Origin of the sequence: Vibrio sp. STUT-A16 (assembly GCF_026000495.1) — a bacterium.
GTDB lineage: Bacteria > Pseudomonadota > Gammaproteobacteria > Enterobacterales > Vibrionaceae > Vibrio > Vibrio diabolicus.
Window position 1 is genome coordinate 1146171 of record NZ_AP026765.1, and the last position, 18845, is coordinate 1165015.

General features: G+C 45.6%; 16 protein-coding genes. 11 read left to right on the top strand and 5 right to left on the bottom strand.

From position 1 onward, the window contains the following. Positions 1 to 26 precede the first annotated feature (26 nt). The 3 genes from OO778_RS05500 to OO778_RS05510 all read left to right on the top strand — a co-directional run bounded on the left by OO778_RS05500 (position 27) and on the right by OO778_RS05510 (position 3105). Positions 27 to 998 (top strand): ABC transporter ATP-binding protein, encoded by a 972-nt coding sequence (locus tag OO778_RS05500; protein ID WP_005396641.1) that lies wholly within the window; start codon positions 27 to 29, stop codon positions 996 to 998. Then, complete coding sequence (gene oppF / locus OO778_RS05505; RefSeq protein ID WP_006742812.1) at positions 977 to 1990, top strand: murein tripeptide/oligopeptide ABC transporter ATP binding protein OppF; 1014 nt, start codon at positions 977 to 979, stop codon at positions 1988 to 1990. Before OO778_RS05500 ends, oppF begins: the two co-directional genes overlap by 22 nt. Before the next feature lie 167 nt (positions 1991 to 2157). Then, positions 2158 to 3105, top strand: a complete 948-nt coding sequence (locus tag OO778_RS05510; protein ID WP_104969647.1) for a glutathione S-transferase family protein — start codon at positions 2158 to 2160, stop codon at positions 3103 to 3105. Positions 3106 to 3219: 114 nt separating this feature from the next. On the opposite strand, the gene OO778_RS05515 is transcribed toward OO778_RS05510, so the two are convergent. Continuing rightward, a complete protein-coding gene (locus tag OO778_RS05515; protein ID WP_264910938.1) occupies positions 3220 to 3642 on the bottom strand; it encodes a hypothetical protein in 423 nt (140 codons plus the stop codon). A gap of 287 nt (positions 3643 to 3929) precedes the next feature. Between OO778_RS05515 and OO778_RS05520 the strand changes: the two genes are divergently transcribed. Continuing rightward, the gene (locus OO778_RS05520; protein WP_104969646.1) at positions 3930 to 5207 is read left to right on the top strand and encodes a DUF4010 domain-containing protein; all 1278 of its coding nucleotides are present in this window, start codon (positions 3930 to 3932) and stop codon (positions 5205 to 5207) included. A 111-nt stretch (positions 5208 to 5318) separates the two neighbouring features. Here OO778_RS05520 and pta read toward each other — a convergent pair whose 3' ends face one another. Together pta and OO778_RS05530 are read right to left on the bottom strand one after the other, a co-directional pair. Continuing rightward, the gene (pta, locus tag OO778_RS05525; RefSeq protein ID WP_005396636.1) at positions 5319 to 7463 is read right to left on the bottom strand and encodes a phosphate acetyltransferase; all 2145 of its coding nucleotides are present in this window, start codon (positions 7461 to 7463) and stop codon (positions 5319 to 5321) included. A gap of 136 nt (positions 7464 to 7599) precedes the next feature. Continuing rightward, positions 7600 to 8796 carry an acetate kinase gene (locus tag OO778_RS05530; protein ID WP_005396635.1) on the bottom strand — a complete coding sequence of 399 codons (1197 nt, stop codon included), beginning with the start codon at positions 8794 to 8796 and terminating at the stop codon, positions 7600 to 7602. Positions 8797 to 9142: 346 nt separating this feature from the next. On the opposite strand from OO778_RS05530, the gene yfbV reads away from it, so the two are divergent. From yfbV to OO778_RS05560, 6 genes are all read left to right on the top strand, one after another. Continuing rightward, a complete protein-coding gene (gene yfbV, locus OO778_RS05535; RefSeq protein WP_005380809.1) occupies positions 9143 to 9595 on the top strand; it encodes a terminus macrodomain insulation protein YfbV in 453 nt (150 codons plus the stop codon). 329 nt (positions 9596 to 9924) lie between these two features. Continuing rightward, entirely contained in the window at positions 9925 to 10890 is a 966-nt protein-coding gene (locus OO778_RS05540) for an ABC transporter substrate-binding protein (protein ID WP_264911375.1), read from the top strand. 177 nt (positions 10891 to 11067) lie between these two features. Then, positions 11068 to 11988 (top strand): ABC transporter permease, encoded by a 921-nt coding sequence (locus tag OO778_RS05545; protein ID WP_258616021.1) that lies wholly within the window; start codon positions 11068 to 11070, stop codon positions 11986 to 11988. 11 nt (positions 11989 to 11999) lie between these two features. Next, positions 12000 to 12794 (top strand): ABC transporter ATP-binding protein, encoded by a 795-nt coding sequence (locus OO778_RS05550; RefSeq protein WP_005396631.1) that lies wholly within the window; start codon positions 12000 to 12002, stop codon positions 12792 to 12794. Between the two features lie 141 nt (positions 12795 to 12935). Further along, entirely contained in the window at positions 12936 to 14762 is a 1827-nt protein-coding gene (gene malZ / locus OO778_RS05555) for a maltodextrin glucosidase (protein WP_264910941.1), read from the top strand. Positions 14763 to 14938: 176 nt separating this feature from the next. Then, positions 14939 to 16414, top strand: coding sequence for a GGDEF domain-containing protein (locus OO778_RS05560; protein WP_104969642.1), 1476 nt, complete (start codon positions 14939 to 14941; stop codon positions 16412 to 16414). Between the two features lie 35 nt (positions 16415 to 16449). On the opposite strand, the gene dusC is transcribed toward OO778_RS05560, so the two are convergent. Continuing rightward, positions 16450 to 17409, bottom strand: a complete 960-nt coding sequence (gene dusC, locus OO778_RS05565) for a tRNA dihydrouridine(16) synthase DusC (protein WP_264910942.1) — start codon at positions 17407 to 17409, stop codon at positions 16450 to 16452. A gap of 170 nt (positions 17410 to 17579) precedes the next feature. Here dusC and OO778_RS05570 point away from each other — a divergent pair, with 170 nt between their 5' ends. Then, entirely contained in the window at positions 17580 to 18197 is a 618-nt protein-coding gene (locus OO778_RS05570) for an SEC-C metal-binding domain-containing protein (protein WP_104969641.1), read from the top strand. A gap of 91 nt (positions 18198 to 18288) precedes the next feature. Here the strand turns inward: OO778_RS05570 and dsbB are convergent, their stop codons facing one another. Next, entirely contained in the window at positions 18289 to 18825 is a 537-nt protein-coding gene (gene dsbB / locus OO778_RS05575; protein ID WP_005396949.1) for a disulfide bond formation protein DsbB, read from the bottom strand. Positions 18826 to 18845: the final 20 nt, after the last annotated feature.

An 18845-nucleotide genomic window follows, 5' to 3' on the forward strand; every position in this document is an offset into this window, starting at 1 on the left:
TAAAAGATAAGATTAAGGAAGCAATGATGAGCTTATTAGATGTCAAAGATCTGCGCGTCGAATTCACCACGCAAGATGGTATCGTAACCGCAGTAAACGATTTGAACTTCTCTCTCAACCAAGGCGAAACCTTAGGGATCGTTGGAGAATCGGGATCAGGTAAATCTCAAACCGTATTCGCAATCATGGGCCTTTTGGCTAAGAACGGTATTATTTCTGGTAGCGCAAAGTTTGAAGGCAAAGAAATCTTAAACTTACCAGAAAAAGAACTGAACAAAGTTCGCGCTGAACAGATCGCAATGATCTTCCAAGACCCAATGACATCGCTGAACCCTTACATGAAGGTAAGTGACCAGTTGATGGAAGTGCTTATGCTGCATAAAGGCATGGGCAAAGCGGAAGCATTTGAAGAATCAGTACGCATGCTGGAAGCGGTGAAAATCCCTGAAGCGCGTAAGCGTATCACGATGTACCCGCATGAGTTTTCAGGCGGTATGCGTCAACGTGTAATGATCGCGATGGCGTTGTTATGTCGTCCTAAACTGCTTATTGCCGATGAGCCAACAACAGCACTTGATGTGACGGTTCAAGCACAGATCATGGACCTGCTTAATGAGCTTAAAGACGAGTTCAACACGGCGATCATCATGATCACGCACGACCTTGGTGTTGTTGCAGGTTCGTGTGACAAAGTGCTGGTGATGTATGCAGGTCGTACGATGGAGTACGGCAACGTAAACGAAATCTTCTATAATCCAAGCCACCCTTATGCAGAGGGTCTGTTGAAAGCGATCCCTCGCCTTGATACGGAAGGTGAAATTCTGCCAACCATTCCTGGTAATCCACCAAACTTGCTTCGTCTACCACCGGGCTGCCCTTATCAAGAGCGTTGTCACCGAGTGATGGATCGTTGTAAGCGTGAAGCGCCAATTCTGACTCCATTTGGTGATGGTCGTCAGCGCGCATGTTTTTCTGAATGGGAGGCTTGGAACAAATGAATGCAGTAGATAAAAAGCTAATTCTGGACATTTCAGAGCTGAAAGTTCACTTCAGTATTGCGTCAAAATCGGCATGGCCTTGGTCAAAGCCTTCAAGCCTAAAAGCGGTTGATGGGGTGAACGTTCGACTATACGAAGGGGAAACGCTTGGTGTAGTAGGTGAGTCAGGTTGTGGTAAATCGACGTTTGCGCGCGCCATCATCGGTCTTGTTGAAGCGACGGATGGAGAAGTAGTTTGGTTGGGTCAAGATCTAACTAAGATGAAAGACGTCCAACGCCGTGAAACGCGTAAAGAAATCCAAATGATTTTCCAAGATCCTTTGGCATCCCTTAACCCACGTATGACGGTTGGCGACATTATTGCTGAGCCTCTTGAAACGTTCTACCCAGAACTGTCTAAGCAGGAAGTGAAAGACCGCGTTAAAGAAATGATGGCGAAAGTGGGTCTACTACCAAATGTTATCAACCGTTATCCGCATGAATTCTCGGGTGGTCAGTGTCAGCGTATCGGTATTGCGCGTGCGCTTATCCTTAAGCCTAAGATGATCATCTGTGATGAACCCGTATCGGCGCTTGATGTATCTATTCAAGCTCAGGTTGTTAACCTGCTTAAAGAGATTCAAAAAGAACTAGGCCTTTCTCTGGTATTCATTGCGCATGATTTGTCAGTGGTTAAACACATCTCAGATCGTGTTTTGGTCATGTACTTGGGTAATGCTGTCGAGCTCGGTGAGGCGGAGGCGCTGTTTGCTGATCCTAAGCACCCATATACACGCGCATTGATGTCAGCGGTTCCGATTCCGGACCCGAACATTGAACGCAGTAAGAAAATCCAAATGCTGGAAGGCGACCTTCCTTCGCCGATCAGCCCACCATCGGGTTGTGTGTTCCGCACTCGTTGCCCACAAGCAACCGAAGAGTGTGCGAAGACGAAGCCAACGATTCAAGGCAACGACGTTCACGCGGTATCTTGTTTGCACGTTAGTGTATAAATTCAGCCTGTGACGGGCTTAAGCGCGACACCTTCATCGGGTCGCGCTTTTTTTATGCATCTGATTTATACATTCGAATTTCTTGAACATGATGTCCTAAGTTCAGTGATTTTCTGTTTGATAGGAAACGCTAATATAGACATAAACAGAATGAGAGGAGCGCAATCATGGGTAAGTTGGTCGAAGGTGTTTGGCATGACGTCTGGTATGACACAAAATCAAATGGTGGCAAATTTGTGCGTGAAGATGCCGGATTCCGTAACTGGGTTAAAAACGAACCTAATGCGGAGTTTAAACCAGAGTCTGGTCGATACCATTTGTATGTCTCTCTTGCTTGTCCTTGGGCACACCGAACGCTCATCTTCCGCAAGCTGAAAGGCTTAGAACCCCATATTGATGTCACGGTTGTTTGCCCTGATATGTTAAGCCAAGGCTGGCAAATGGGGCTTCCTGAGCCACTATTTGGTCACACTCGTATGCACCAAATCTACACGCAGGCCAAACCAGATTACACAGGCCGTGTAACTGTGCCTGTGCTTTGGGATAAAAAGACCAATACGATCGTGTCGAATGAGTCGTCAGAAATTATTCGTATGTTTAACTCGGAGTTCAATGCGTTAACAGGAAACCACGATGACTATTATCCAGAACAGCTAAAGCATGTTATTGACGAGTGGAACGATTTTGTTTATCCAAACGTCAACAATGGAGTGTATCGCTGTGGTTTTGCGACCACGCAAGAGGCATATGAAGAAGCATTCGATTCTTTATTTGCTGCGCTAGATAAAATCGATTTGCACCTAGCGACGCATCGTTATTTAGCGGGGAATACTATTACTGAGGCTGATTGGCGTTTGTTTACGACTCTGATCCGTTTCGATGTCGTGTATGTGGGTCACTTCAAATGTAACAAGCAGCGCATCGCAGACTACGAAAATATTCAAGGATACTTAAAAGAGTTGTATCAAGTCGAAGGCGTCGAAGAAACCACGGATTTCTACCATATTAAACGTCACTATTATTTCAGCCACACTGGTATTAACCCGACGCAAGTCGTACCCAAAGGGCCTGATTTAGACTTAAACTCTCCTCATGGAAGAGAAATAATTAGCTAGTTTGCTGCCTCCATCAGAAATGAAAAAGTACTTAACGGTTAGCAATGTCTTTAAGTACTTTTATGCCAACTAAATACTAGGAGTAGGAGAGTGACTTTTAAGTGTGCGTACGTCTTACTTAGCGCGTACGACGTCCATCACTAGTTTTCCGTCGACTTTTACAGGGCCATCTTCTTTGGCTCCTAGTGTATATTCAAATACGCCAGTCTTCATTCCACCTTTTTCTCCGTGGACCATTAGCATCAGCATGTCGCCAGACTCAACCGGTTCCATCAAAATTGCATTCACGTTCTCATTCTGTCCCATCTTTAGTGGGGCATAGCCGATAACAGGGCCAGGCTTCATTGATTCGTCTGTTCGGTGGACGACCATCCATCCGTTGTCGTCAGCATGAGCCATTTTTGCGGTTACCGTTCCTCCGGACATATCTTGATCAACGCCTTTAATGCTTGGGGCTGAAAAGCTGAATGCAGAAAAACTGAACAGAATTGCAGCTAAACCAAGCTTTAGCAGTGAGTTGTTGATGGAGTTGTTCATATGTATTCCTTACTTATGTGTGAGTTTGCGTAATTGCAGTCCATCTTCGTTACGTAGTTCTAGTAAGAAAGTTCAGTTGAAATGTAAATAATGCTGATAAATTGAACAGGGAGGATCGCTTCGTTCTATTACGTTTTGGTGGTAGGTAAAAGAATAATGAAATTATAAGACGCAATGGTAAGCCAGGTGCCGGGGCCATTTTCTGATTATCCTCTCATCGTCACAGCTTCTTACCCATATTCAAATAAACTAATGATATAACAACCGCTTTTTAACGGGGGTGATGCATGGATATCAATGAGTTTGTCAGTGGCGAGCATCTAATTTGGAATCTGCTTATTGCTCTATTACTAGGGGCAATTGTTGGCACCCAACGTGGCTGGGTGATGCGCAATAGCGTAGAAGGCAGTCGTGTCGCGGGCATTCGTACTTTTTCTTTAGTCGGTTTACTCGGTGGTTTAGTTGGCATTCTCGCCAGCATCTATACACCTTTACTCATTGGTTTTGCGCTTATCGCTTTAGTCATCCTCACTTGCATCGCTTTTGTTATACAGCAGAAAAAGAGCGGAGATGTGAGCATCACTGGCGTGGTTAGTATCATGGTGGTGTTTGTTCTGGGTAACCTTGCCGTGTCGGGTGAGGCTGTTTTAGCTGCAGCAGCGGCCGTCATAACCGCTGTGGTGCTCGATAACAAAAGAGAGCTACATCAAGCACTACAAAAACTGCAAGAGTATGAGTTAGACGCAGCACTGCGTTTATTACTTATCTCGATAGTCATGTTACCACTGTTACCAAATCAATCTTACGGCCCTTGGAATGCACTTAACCCGTATGAGATTTGGTGGATGGTTGTGTTGATCGCTAGTATCTCTTTTGTCGGTTATTTTGCGATAAAGATCGGCGGGGCGAAGCGAGGTATTTTGTTTACGTCTGTATTTGCGGGGCTTAGCTCTTCGACAGCATTAACATTGCAGTTTTCCCATCTTTCTCGTGAGCAAGCGAGCATCAGCCCGTTACTCGCTAGTGGTATTCTTTTGAGCTGCGGAACCATGTTCCCTCGTTTACTTATCGTACTGTCTGTTATCAATCCACAATTAGTGAAACTGCTTTGGCCAATTGTGATGGCGATGATGGTTGCGCTGTACATTCCGGCATGGTGGATTTGGCGCAGAAGTGAAGTTGAGCAGATTGAGCAATCAAATAAGCAAACGAACCCTCTTGCTTTGCAGTCGGCACTGTTCTTTGGCCTCGTGTTGGCGGTGATTATGCTGCTTGCTCATGCTTTGTCTGACTGGTTCGGCAACGCGGGTGTGTTGATCCTTTCTGCTTTATCAGGGATTACTGACGTTGATGCGATCTCGTTAACCCTCGGGCGTCAAAGTACGCAAACATTGAGCGTGACCACTGCTGCGTTAGGCATTTTGATTGCCGCTTCGGTTAATACCATTGTGAAAATGGGGATGGTCATCGCGATAGGGGATAAGAAGCTTTGGCGCCGAATCGCACCAGTGATGACAGGTTGTGTTGTGGTTGGGGCTGGGGTATTTATGGCGCTGTATTCGTAAGAGCGTATTAGTGCTATTGCTAATAGCCTCTTTGCTGTGTGGCCAACAATAGAAAAAGCCCTCGACGAATCGAGGGCTTTGGATAGTTGTCCAACTAGATGTCAGAAGCGATTATTTAGCTTCTTGGTCTGCTTGGATTGCTGTTAGAGCGATTGTGTACACGATATCGTCTACTAGCGCGCCACGAGACAAGTCGTTTACAGGCTTGCGCATACCTTGCAGCATTGGACCGATAGAAACTAGGTCAGCTGAACGTTGTACCGCTTTGTAAGTCGTGTTACCCGTGTTTAGGTCTGGGAATACGAATACTGTCGCTTTACCTGCTACTGGAGAGTTAGGCGCTTTAGACGCTGCCACGTTTTCCATGATAGCTGCGTCGTACTGTAGAGGACCGTCGATCACTAGATCAGGACGCTTCTCTTTCGCGATGCGAGTTGCCTCACGTACTTTATCAACGTCTGCACCCTTACCAGATTCACCAGTAGAGTAAGAGATCATAGCAACGCGAGGGTCGATACCGAATGCTGCTGCAGAGTCAGCAGATTGGATAGCGATTTCAGCAAGCTGTTCAGCGGTTGGATCTGGGTTGATCGCACAGTCACCGTAAACCAGTACTTGATCAGGCAGAAGCATGAAGAATACTGAAGATACGATAGACGCATTTGGTGCAGTCTTGATGATTTGGAACGGAGGAACGATAGTGTTCGCCGTAGTATGAACAGCACCAGAAACTAGGCCGTCAACTTCGTCGTTCTCAAGCATCATTGTGCCTAGGAATACTGAATCTTGTAGCTTCTCACGAGCCACAACTTCAGTCATGCCTTTCGCACCGCGCAGCTCAACTAGACGAGCAACGTAGTTTTCACGAACAGCATCGGCATCGATGATGGTTACGCCAGTACCTAGCTCAACGCCTTGTTGAGCTGCTACGCGACGGATTTCATCTGGGTTACCTAGAAGCACACAGTCTGCAATGCCGCGTTCAGCACAGATTGCTGCCGCTTTAACAGTACGTGGTTCGTCACCTTCTGGAAGAACGATACGCTTGCCTGCTTTACGAGCAAGTTCAGTTAGCTGGTAACGGAACGCTGGTGGGCTTAGACGGCGAGACTTCTGAGTGCCTTCAGTCATTGACTCGATCCAGTTACCGTCGATGTGACCAGCAACGTGCTCGTTGATGAACTCGATACGCTCTTTATCGTCTGCAGGTACTTCGATGCTGAAGCTCTGTAGGTTTAGAGATGTCTGCCAAGTGTTACCTTGTGCTTTGAAGATAGGTAGACCAGTGTCGAACGCTGGTTTACATAGACCTTCGATTTCGCGAGGGATGTCGTAACCGCCAGTTAGCAGTACAGCACCAATATCCACACCGTTCATTGCAGCAAGAGAAGCAGCAACGATAACATCAGGACGGTCTGCAGAAGTAACAAGTAGAGAGCCAGGTTTGAAATGCTCAATCATGTTTGGCAGAGAACGTGCACAGAAAGTGATGCTCTTGATGCGACGAGTGTTGATGTCACCTTCGTTGATGATATCTGCTTTCAGGTGCTTAGCCATGTCGATTGCACGAGTCGCAATCAGATCAATGCTCCATGGCACACAACCTAGTACACGAATTGGAGAAGTGTTGAAAATTTCCATCACTTTCAATTCGTTTTGTTTCGCGCTGTCTGCATCGTCAAAGATTTCAGATAGGTCAGGGCGAGTACGGCCAGCTTCGTCAACAGGAGCGTTTAGCTTGTTGATGATAACGCCAGAGATGTTTTTGTTCTTAGTGCCGCCGAAGTTAGAACATGCTACTTCGATACGCTCTTTCAGTTGCGCAGGGTTATCAGTACCTGGAGTCGCAACTAGCACGATTTCTGCACCAAGTGTTGCTGCGATTTCCGCGTTTACTTGGTTTGCAAATGGGTGCTTACGAGTAGGTACAAGACCTTCGATTAGCGTAACGTCTGCGTCTTTGTTGATTTGGTTGTAACGTTCAACAACGGTTTCTAGCAGCTCGTCCATGTTGTCGTTACCGATTAGGCTTTCAGCAACAGACATCGCCATTGGTTCACCGATCTTCATATCGCTGTTGTGGCCAACGATAGTTGAAGTCAGATCTGGCTGATCACCACCTGAACGTGGCTGACAGATTGGCTTGTAGAAAGAAACTTTAACGCCTTTACGCTCCATAGCGCGAAGAACACCCATGCTAACGCTTGTTAGGCCAACGCCTGCGCTAGTAGGGATAAGCATAATAGTACGAGACATTCGTAGAGTACCTTTAGCTATTTGGGGGATAAAAGCTCAACTCTTATTCCATGAAGCTCGAAGAATAGGAGTTGAGCCCCTAAGAAATTCGTTTGAATGAAAATCTGGCTAGCCGAGTGGCTAGCCAGTAATTCAATTAAAGACCTGTCAGGCGTGCAGTGTCTTCAGCGATGACTAGCTCTTCGTTAGTAGAGATAACCATTGCAGGGATACGGCTGTTTTCAGTCGTGATAACGCCTTCGCCGCCGAAGCGAGCTTTAAGGTTAGCTTCGCTATCTACTTCGATACCGAAGATGCCAAGACGGTTTAGAACCATTTCACGGATAGGGCCAGAGTTCTCGCCGATACCGCCAGTGAAAGTGATTGCGTCTAGACGACCGTCCATTGAAGCAGTGTAGCCAGCTACGTACTTAGCTAGACGGTGGCAGAACACGTCCATTGCGCGTGTTGCTTCTTCTTTCTCACCGTAGTTGTCTTCAACGAAACGACAGTCAGAAGTCACTTCAGTTAGACCTTGAAGACCAGACTCTTTAGTTAGCATCGTGTTGATTTGATCAACAGAGTAACCTAGAGCGTCGTGTAGGTGGAAGATGATCGCAGGGTCGATGTCGCCACAGCGAGTACCCATTACTAGACCTTCAAGTGGAGTAAGACCCATAGAAGTGTCTACAGATTGACCGTTCTTGATTGCACATACAGACGCGCCGTTACCTAGGTGACAGTTGATGATGTTTACTTCTTCAACTGGTTTGTTTAGTAGGCCAGCAACTTCACGAGTGATGAACAAGTGAGAAGTACCGTGCATACCGTAACGACGGATACCGTGTTCTTTGTATAGGTTGTATGGAAGAGCGTATAGGTAAGACTCTTCAGGCATAGTTTGGTGGAACGCAGTGTCAAATACAGCAACGTTTTTAAGCTCTGGGAAGTTTTTCTTAGCCGCTTCGATACCGATGATGTGAGCAGGGTTATGAAGAGGTGCAAATGTTGCAGCGTCTTGAATACCTTTTAGAACTTCATCAGTGATTAGTGCAGATTGAGTGAACTGCTCGCCGCCGTGAACGATACGGTGACCGATTGCGCCTAGGTTAGCTTTAAGCTCTGGCTTAGAAGCAAGAATAGTTTCTACCATAAACGCTAGTGCTTCTTCGTGAGCTGCACCATTGCCTAGTTGAGCTTCGTGCTTGCCATCAAGTTTCCACTTGATGCGAGCTTCAGGAAGGTGAAGACACTCAGCAAGACCTGATAAGTGCTCGTCGCCGTTCTCGGCATCAACAACGGCAAATTTAAGAGAAGAACTACCGCAGTTTAAAACTAAAACTAGCTTAGACATGTATGACTACCTGTTATTCGTCTGATAAAAAATCAGTTAAAGAATGAAAAATTAATCACAAGAATAGCCGATACCCAGAAGGCTGCGTACTAATCCTGGTCAAAAATTGTTCTAATTCCATATAAAGAAATAGTGATGAACCCATCCATCACTATGATGCGATCCGTGCAGATAGATATCTCGGAGTTGCTTAAATTGTAAATAACAGCAACAATGAGATTGAGGGTCTGCAAAGGATAGCGATAATAAGCAATGATAACAAAAAAAATTTGAAAGAATATTAACTTTCATCAATTTTTTGTACCTTCAGTTGAAATGTTCAACTATTTTTTAGTGAGAGAGCGGTATGAGTAATAAAGTCGGATTGATCCATAGCCTGAAAGATGGCCAGAATTACATGGAGATCTGGCCGGTTCGTAAAGAGCTAAGCGCCATATTTCCGGAACAGCGTATCATTAAGGCGACTCGCTTTGGCATTAAAGTCATGCCAGCCGTTGCTGCGATCAGCGTACTCACTCAAATGGCATTCAACAATTACCACGCGTTACCTCAGTCTATTGTTGTCGCCTTGTTTGCGATTAGCTTGCCACTCCAAGGGATTTGGTGGCTTGGTGCTCGATCCAACACGAAATTGCCGCCTTCTCTGGCGTCTTGGTATCGGGAACTGCATCAAAAAATTGTGGAAACAGGTTTTGCACTAGAGCCTGTTAAAGCTCGCCCTCGTTATAAAGAGCTTGCGATAATACTGAACCGAGCGTTTCGCCAGCTCGATAAGTCGTCACTAGAGCGTTGGTTCTAATTTAAATTGTTTGAAATGGAGTGTGCACTAGCCGCTCCATTTTTGATCCTGCCTCTATTACCTACTTTGACGGTCGTTGATGAAGCGAGCGAAGCTTTGTTTACCAAAGATTCTTTCCGGATGAAGAAGTCCCCCGATCACAAATGTTGCTTTAGTGTTAAATCTTTCTTTTCTTTACTAAGACTTAGTAGTAATAATAAAAACAAGATGCGCAAGAAGTGCACAGTTATACGAACACAACATTACCCCCTTCAAACATTTGAATTCACGAGTCGATATTCATGTTGAATGCTCGCGAAACAAGGACGAAGTCACATCAAGGAGTTATGATGAAAACGAAACGTTTATTAGCCACTGCCGTTCTATCTGCTACTGCTATTTTCTCTTCTGCCAATGTACTGGCCGCCACTGCAACCGTTGCAGTTTCACAAATTGTCGAACACCCGGCGTTAGACGCGACGCGCCAAGGATTGCTTGATGGTTTGAAAGCGAAAGGCTACGAAGAAGGCAAAAATCTAGAATTTGATTATAAGACCGCACAGGGTAATCCAGCGATTGCGGTGCAAATTGCCCGTCAGTACGTCGGTGAAAATCCTGATGTGTTAGTGGGCATCGCGACACCTTCGGCACAAGCTTTGGTATCGGCAACGCGCTCTATTCCTGTTGTCTTTACTGCGGTAACAGATCCGGTCGGTGCGAAATTGGTTGAGTCGATGGAACAACCAGGCAAAAACGTAACTGGCCTGTCTGATCTTTCACCCGTTGCTCAGCATGTCGACCTCATCCAAGAAGTTCTCCCTCAGGTGAAAAGCATCGGGGTTGTATTTAATCCCGGTGAAGCTAATGCCGTGACTTTGGTTGAACTGCTAAAAGAAAGCGCAGAAGCAAAAGGCATACAAGTGGTTGAAGCGACCGCACTAAAAAGTGCTGATGTTCAGTCTGCGACTCAAGCGATTGCAGCGAAATCAGACATTCTTTACGCCCCAACAGACAATACAGTTGCAAGTGCGATTGAAGGGATGATTGTGGCAGCGAATCAAGCGAAAAAACCTGTCTTTGGTGGTGCGACGTCATATGTCGAAAAAGGAGCAATTGCAGGCTTAGGTTTTGACTACTACCAGGTTGGTGTGCAAACCGCTGATTACGTGGCGGCGATTCTTGATGGTCAAGAACCAGGCAAATTGGATGTAAAAGTCGCGACGGGCTCTGACCTCGTAATTAATGAAAGCGCGGCATCTAAGCTCGGTATCAAGCTGCCAAGTTCTGTGGTTGAACGTGCGACAAGCATGCAATAAGTAACGCTCTTTTTTGGGGTTAGGGCCGTCACGTCTGTTGATAGAGGCTTGCCCCAAAATTGATACTCGCCGGACTTCTCGTGTAGAGCATTCTGCTAGAGAAGAATGGGAGTATACGTTAGAAGTCTTAAGTTCAGGTTGGTATTCGCCAGCCTGAACATGCAGAAAGGAGCAGTTATGTCTGCATTTGCTTTTTTTGGCGCACTCGAAATTGGCTTAATTTATGGTCTAGTTGCCTTGGGTGTGTATCTTACGTTTCGTGTTCTCGATTTCCCCGATTTGAGTGTGGATGGCAGCTTTCCAATGGGAGCGGCGGTGGCTGCAACGGCAATTGTCGCAGGTATTAATCCTTGGCTTGCGACAATAATGGCGATGATAGCCGGTAGTATGACGGGTTGGGTAACCGCTTTTCTGGCTGTTCGATGTGGTATTTTGCACCTGTTAGCTTCCATTCTTACCATGATCGCGGCATTTTCAATCAATATTCGTATTATGGGCAAACCTAATATGGCGTTGCTTGGAGAGGATACGATTCTCACTCCGTTTGAAGCCTTGGGCGATCCGATGTTCATTCGTCCTCTGGTTGTTGGGGTCTTAGTTCTTTTGTCCTCTTTCTTTGTCATTCGCCTGCTGAACAGCGACTTTGGTCTTGGTTTACGAGCCACGGGCGTTAATGCGCGTATGGTTTCTGCGCAAGGGGCGAGCACTGGTTTTTATACCTACTTTGGGTTGGCTTTATCTAACGGTTTTGTCGGATTCGCAGGCGCGTTGTTTGCACAAACGAACAGCTTTGCAGATGTGACCTCTGGCGTGGGCACCATTGTGGTTGGTTTGGCTGCTGTGATTTTGGGCCAGACCCTCATTCCGGGGCGAAAAATTTGGGTTGCGGTATTTGCTGTCATCATCGGTTCGGTGCTTTATCGTCTTGCTGTAGCTTTCGCTTTGAGCTCTGGCATGTTTGGTTTGCAAGCATCAGACCTCAACCTTGTCACCGCAGTATTGGTGGCTGTCGCGCTTATTGCTCCAAAATTAAAACAGAGCATGAGAGCGAAACAACGTGTTACCGATGCTAAACAAGCGGCATCAAAAAATGGTTAGGGGGAGGCGTTATGATTGAACTTAATAACATTCAGGTCACGTTCAACCCAGGGACGATTTTAGAAAATCGTGCATTGAAAGGCGTCTCTTTAGAGGTTCCAGAGCATCAATTTCTTACCGTGATTGGTTCTAATGGCGCAGGAAAATCGACGTTGCTTGGTGCGGTGACAGGTGAGACGCCGATGATAGGTGGTCAGGTGATCATTGATGGCAAAGACGTCACCAAGCAGACGGTAGCCCAGCGTGCGACGCAATGCGCACGAGTGTTTCAAGATCCATTGGCCGGAACCTGTGGAGAGCTAACGATAGAAGAGAACATGGCTTTAGCGTACATGCGTGGTAAAAAACGCAGTTGGGGTTTGGCGCTTTCAGCTAAACGTCGCAAGCTGTTCCAAGAGCGAATTAGCATCCTAGGGCTTGGCTTAGAAGATCGTCTGGGCGATAGCATTGGCTTACTGTCCGGTGGACAACGACAAGCCGTTAGCCTTGTGATGGCGACGTTATCGGAGAGTAAGTTGTTACTGCTTGATGAACACACGGCTGCGCTTGATCCTCGTATGGCGGCGTTTGTTATCGACTTAACTAAACGTATTGTCGATGAGTTCGATTTAACCGTGATGATGGTGACGCATTCGATGAAAGACGCATTAGCATGTGGCGATAGGACCGTAATGCTTCACCAAGGTGAAATTGTGCTTGATGTGGCTGGAGAGCAGCGCGCTAACATGCAAGTACCAGACTTGTTGGATATGTTCTCCAAAGTGCGTGGTGAAGAGCTGGCAGATGACAGTCTCTTGTTGAACTAAGCGGTATCCGACAAGTCACTACGCCTACTAAGTGTGATCCTCCTTGGGAAAATTGGCTGATATGTCAACTCGCAAGGAGGATTTCTTGTCTCTAATTCTTCAATAACATAGTGGCATATCCGATGACGAGGAGTGCCCATAATGAACCTGCCATTTATTTTTCATAGTCAAACTATTGATGGTTTAGCTTTTAATCAAGAGCAAGTCACAGTCAGACTGAAAACCGAGACATTGGATTTTGATTCCGTATATGTGCGTCTTGAGCCGGACAATGAAGAATGTCTGGTCGACATGACTCAAGTAGGAACTGCTGGGGAATTGTTACTATGGGAAGCATCGTTCCGCCCAAATCGAGATCGAGATGTCACACATTATGTGTTTAAGCTTCTCAAAGATGGACAACAATACTGGCTCGATGCACGAGGCGTACAAAAGCGTATTCCACCCAAAGAGTTCCACTTTAAGTTGAATGTAAACCATCAACCACCAAGCTGGGTCCAGGAGCAAGTGTTCTATCAAATCTTTCCTGACCGTTTTTCTGCTAGTAAAAGTGAATCTGACATTCGTAAAGCTTATGCTCAGCATGATTCAGAAGCGATCATTAAATCGTGGGGAGAAGCGGTAGGCTCTCACCAAAATACCGGGGCACGTGAATTCTTTGGCGGCGACCTCAAAGGTGTAGAGCAGAGGTTGGATTACCTTGAGCAGCTCGGCGTAACAGCGCTTTACTTCAATCCGATTTTTTCTTCACCAAGTAACCACAAATACGACACTACTGATTACTTTACTGTTGACCCTATGTTCGGCACCAATGATCAGTTTGCGGAACTGTGTGAGAAAATCCGTGGTAAGAATATGAAGATTGTCTTAGACGCGGTGTTTAACCACACGTCAGTCCATCATCCTTGGTTTGATATCCAACAAAAAGGAGAAGGGGCGTATAGCAATCCGCAGTCAAAGTTCCGCGATTACTACTTTTTTGAAGGCGAAACCAATCACTATATTGGTTGGAAGGGCATTGGTAACTTACCGGTTCTGAACTTCGAAAATGAACAAGTGCGTGACTATATCTATCAAAGCGAAGCATCTGTCATTAAGCACTGGCTTAAGCCTCCATACTCAGTCGATGGTTGGCGATTTGATGTTATTCATATGCTTGGCGAAGGAGAGGGAGCGAAAAACAATGCTCATTATGTTGAAGCGTTTCGCCATGCGACGAAGTCAGTCAATCCGAATGCCTATGTGCTAGGTGAGCACTTTTTTGAAGCAACACAGTGGCTGCAAGGTGATCAAGAGGATGGGGCGATGAACTACTACGGTTTTGCTCATCCAGTTCGAGCTTTTATCGCGCAGCAAGATATTATGTATGAACCAATCAACATTGATGGTTTGGAGTTTAAAGCATGGTTGGACGAAGCCAGAGCAAAAATTCCATTTTCGAATCAGCTATCGCAGCTAAATCAACTCGATAGTCATGATACTGCTCGTTTTATCACACTGGTTGATGGTGATAAGCGTAAAATGAACATCGCACTTGCTCTGCTCATGACATACGTCGGTACACCTTGTATTTACTATGGGAGTGAAGTCGGACTAGAGGGAGGGCTGGACCCGGATAATCGTCGCTGTTTCCCTTGGAATGAAATTGAAAACTCAGCATGGCTGTCGATTTACAAGCAATGGATTTCGATACGTAAACAGTACAAGTCTTTACAGTCTGGTAGTATTCAATGGCTGCATTGCGATACCAACGTGCTGGCTTATGCGCGCGTACTTGGAAGTGAAGCGATCGTTGTTGTGATGAATCTAAGTGGCGATGAGTGTTCAATTGACTTGCCTCTGTGGCAACTTGGTTTGGAGGCTACCCATCTTTCGTCACTTCTGGATGGACGCGAACTTATTGATTATAAGGGTCATCTTTCTGTCAATATACCTGCACAGAGCTTCAAATTGTGGCAACTGAAGTGACACTACATTCTATATTGATTAAACTTCTTTAATATATAAACAGTCTCCTACAATGCGTACACATTTGTTGGTTATCTGATTATCTGGCAATGCGCACTACGCATTGCCAGTTGATAAGACAGCGTAATCCCATTGTTTGATAAGAGACGATCTACCTTTCACATACATGGTACTCAATGGTTAACCAAAGGCGATTTAGTCTCTCATTTGTCATCTTTTTTCCCCTCGCATTATTTGTCGTGGTTTTGCTTGTTACGACAAAAAACTACTACGATGCGGTCAATCGCTATATTGATTCTGAGTATGCACGTATTGATCGTGCCATGTCCCGTGGTATTAAAGTCCTCACCGCCTTAGATTATAGTTTTACTAACTATACGAATTACGCTAACCCATTGTCAGAAGAGCACAATTCTTTAGTCAAAAAGGGGCTTTGTTATATTTGGCCGATAGACGTCTTGTTGCTGGAGAGTGTCTACAGTGAGGGGTTACCTGCGGTTGATCTTGATTACATGATTGTGGGCGATGAAAGCTTATGTCAGCAAGGTTCAACGATTAACCAATTAGCTGAACAAAAGGCGGGTTTTGCACCGTCATTGTCTTTTCTGCACGATATTGAATCCCATATCGTTGGTATTCATTACATCGATAAACGTGGTTACGTCATTTCGTCTCCTGACACGTACGCGAAAAACTTCACTAGAGAGCTTTGGTCAACGCTAAAGGCGCGCCCATTTTGGCAAAAAACCGCACAAGATAAAGTGAACATCACCTTGGCCGGACCTGGGCCGATGTTGGATTCGATGGAAGGTCAAATCATTAGTATGACGGTGCCTGTTTACGAAAAAGGGAGGCATCAAGGTGTGCTGTCCATTGATTTTGATGTCAATGCGTTGATGGCTTCGTCGTTAGGTCTTGTTGGTAAGTTTCATTTGGTTTCCAATTTACAATCCATTCCTTCAAACAGTACACGAATCAAACCAGTCGAGTTAGATCGATTGAGTGCGAATCACAGCATGTACTACGAGTACAACCTTTGGGATGAAGCTAAGAACCTAGCGGTGTTCGAAAAATACAGCCTTATTGTTGCGATCTCTATTTACGTTTTGAGCACAGTCGTATTGTTCTATGTGAATATGCATAGTGAGCGACGTTATTTTAAAGATCTCGCCGCCAGAGATCCGATGACGAGCTTGTTGAACCGTCGAGGAATGCAAACCGTGTGGCGCAATAAGATGACGAAAAAACAGGTTGCATTAGCAGTGTTCGATATTGATAACTTCAAGAAGATCAATGATACCTATGGTCATGATGTCGGCGATTCTGCGATTCAGCTAGTTGCAAAATGTATACGTGAAAATATTCGCCACACCGATGTCGCCTCAAGATTTGGTGGCGAAGAGTTCGTGTTGGCGATTTACGACGAAGACTCGGAAGGCATTAAGCTGATTCTAGAGCGGGTAAAAAAAGCCATAGACGAACGCTCGACACGCGTGACTAAAGAAGGCTTTACGATCTCTGGCGGTGTGGTGTTCAGTAAAGAGAACCGAGTGGAAAGCTTTGATGAGTTATTTAAAGCGGCGGATGAAAAGTTATATCAAGCCAAGAGTACAGGCAAAAATAAGATTTGCTACGAAGATCTAAGCGCTTAAAGGGCGAGCAGTTCGCCCTTTGCAATGCTCAGATTTTATGCAATCTGAGAATTTAATTCATCACGATAACGTTGAATATGCTCAACAATCGGCGCGGCTTTGTTAAACGTTCGGATTTCTCTGAATAGATCTTTTGCTTCAGGATAGGCCTGACGTAAGTAAGAGAACCATTGTTTTACGCGGTTTGGATAGTACAAGCCTTTGTCGCCTTTCATCTCAAACTTGGAGTAGTAGATCAGTAGCTCAACCACCTCGGGCCATGACATTGGCTGGTGGTTGTGTTTTACCATGTTGCCCAAGTTAGGGATATTGAAAGCGCCGCGGCACACCATCAAAGAGTCAACGCCAGTCGTTTCAATGCAACGTTGACCATCTTCATAATTCCAAATTTCGCCATTCGCAATAAGCGGAATATCAAAACGTTCGCGAATTTGGTTGATGTAATCCCATTTTATCTCAGACGCTTTGTAACCACCCTGCTTAGTCCGAGCGTGAACGGTGAGTTCATTTGTACCAGCAGATTGAATGGCATCAACAATTTCAAAGCAATCTTCAGGGTTTTCCCAGCCAAGACGAATTTTTGCAGTTACGGGGATTGCCTCTGGAACGGCTTCTCGACAAGCTTTTACCACACGGTGAATTAGCTCAGGATGCTGAAGTAGAGCAGCACCGCCCTTACTTTTATTGACCATTTTGGCTGGGCAACCAAAATTTATGTCGATGCCTCTGGCGCCTAGGCTCGCCGCTTTAATTGCGTTCTCAGCCATCCAGTTTGGTTCTTGTCCTAATAATTGCACATGTACTGGCACACCTGATGCGGTTTGAGAACCTTGCAACAGCTCCGGGCATAAACGGTGAAATACATGATCGGGCAATAACTGGTCGATGACTCGAACAAATTCCGTAACACATAGGTCATAGTCGTTTATCTCGGTCAGGATTTGGCGCATCAAATGGTCTAAAACGCCTTCCATTGGGCCTAGTACAACTCGCATAGTTTGCCTAATACAGTTTGGTGATAAAAAGGAGGGCGATTGTAGCGATGTAAGCTAAGTTTGTCATTAAAAGACTCAAAGCACTCAATACGGTCAAACTCGCAACTCCCAGTTACGTGCTTTTATGCTCTGAGGTATAATGCCGCCAAATTTATGGGAAACCAGATGTCATGCAATACACATTGATTGAGAAAGGCGAAATTCACATCGATGAATCTTGCCTATTTATCGAAGGCGCAGTGCTCGCTGCTAATCTGACGACAAAACCACTCGCTCCTGAAAAGTGGTTAGAGCGGCTATTAGGTGAAGGATTCAAAGCGATTCAACCGGCAGTAGAAGAGCAAATTCACAAGCAGCACAACCGAATTCAACGAAACGAATATTCCGTGCTAGAGCTAACAGGCAAGAAACCTGAGCAACTTGCTGATTTTGCCGAAGGCTTTATGTCTGTTTGGCCAATGATTGAAGAACAATGGCAAGACGTTGAGCTCAATGATGGATTGCAGCGTATGCTACAAGCATTACTGACCACTTTGATGCTGGCTATCGATGAGTCGGCAACGCAGCAACAGATGCGCGACGCCGGTATTGAAACGCCTCCAGCTCTTGCAGACTTGGTCGACCAGCTTGATTTGATGGTTGGTGAAGTGGCGTTAGGCGCGGATGAGTTGATGGTAGGCAATAAGGCTCAAAGCCTAAACCCATTCAAAGGCATCGGGCGCAATGATCCTTGTCCTTGTGAGAGCGGCAAAAAGTTCAAGCAGTGTTGTGGTCAATCACGTGGTTGAGTTAACGTGGTTAAGTTAAATAGCCGCGATGTTTACTCAGTAAAAAGCCGACCATCTGGTCGGCTTTTTTCGTTATCATTTCTCTGAAGGATTAACGAATCGGATTAGTGCGTCTTGCTGGGAAGAATTGTGCGATCACAATTAATGCTAAAGCGATTAAATTGCCCGCGAAAATAACTACTAACCATTGTGGCATTGATAAATCGAGGAATTGCCAAACAATCTTCGAGCAATCGCCGTATGCTTCGAACATCCAAGGAACCCACTGATTAAGCGGAGCCCAGCTAGGGAATGTTACGAATAAATCACAAGTCGCGAATGGTGATGGGTTAAACTGATAATCAACGTGCTGCTGAGCAAGCAACAGTCCTTTGTAAGAGCTTAATCCCCAGCCAATCAAACCTAGCCAACGGAAAACTGGGTTATTTGGTGCCATAAGACCAACGATTGCAGCGACACCCACTCCCATCATCGCGACTCGTTCGTAGATACACATGACACATGGAGCAAGCATCATGACGTGCTGAAAATAGAGGGCACATGCTTCAAAGAAAACGACGAATAGCAGAAGCAGCAGCCACGATAAGCGTCCCTTCGAAAACTGGTTAAGTGAATTTAAAATAGTCACGTTTTTGTTCCTGTCTGAAA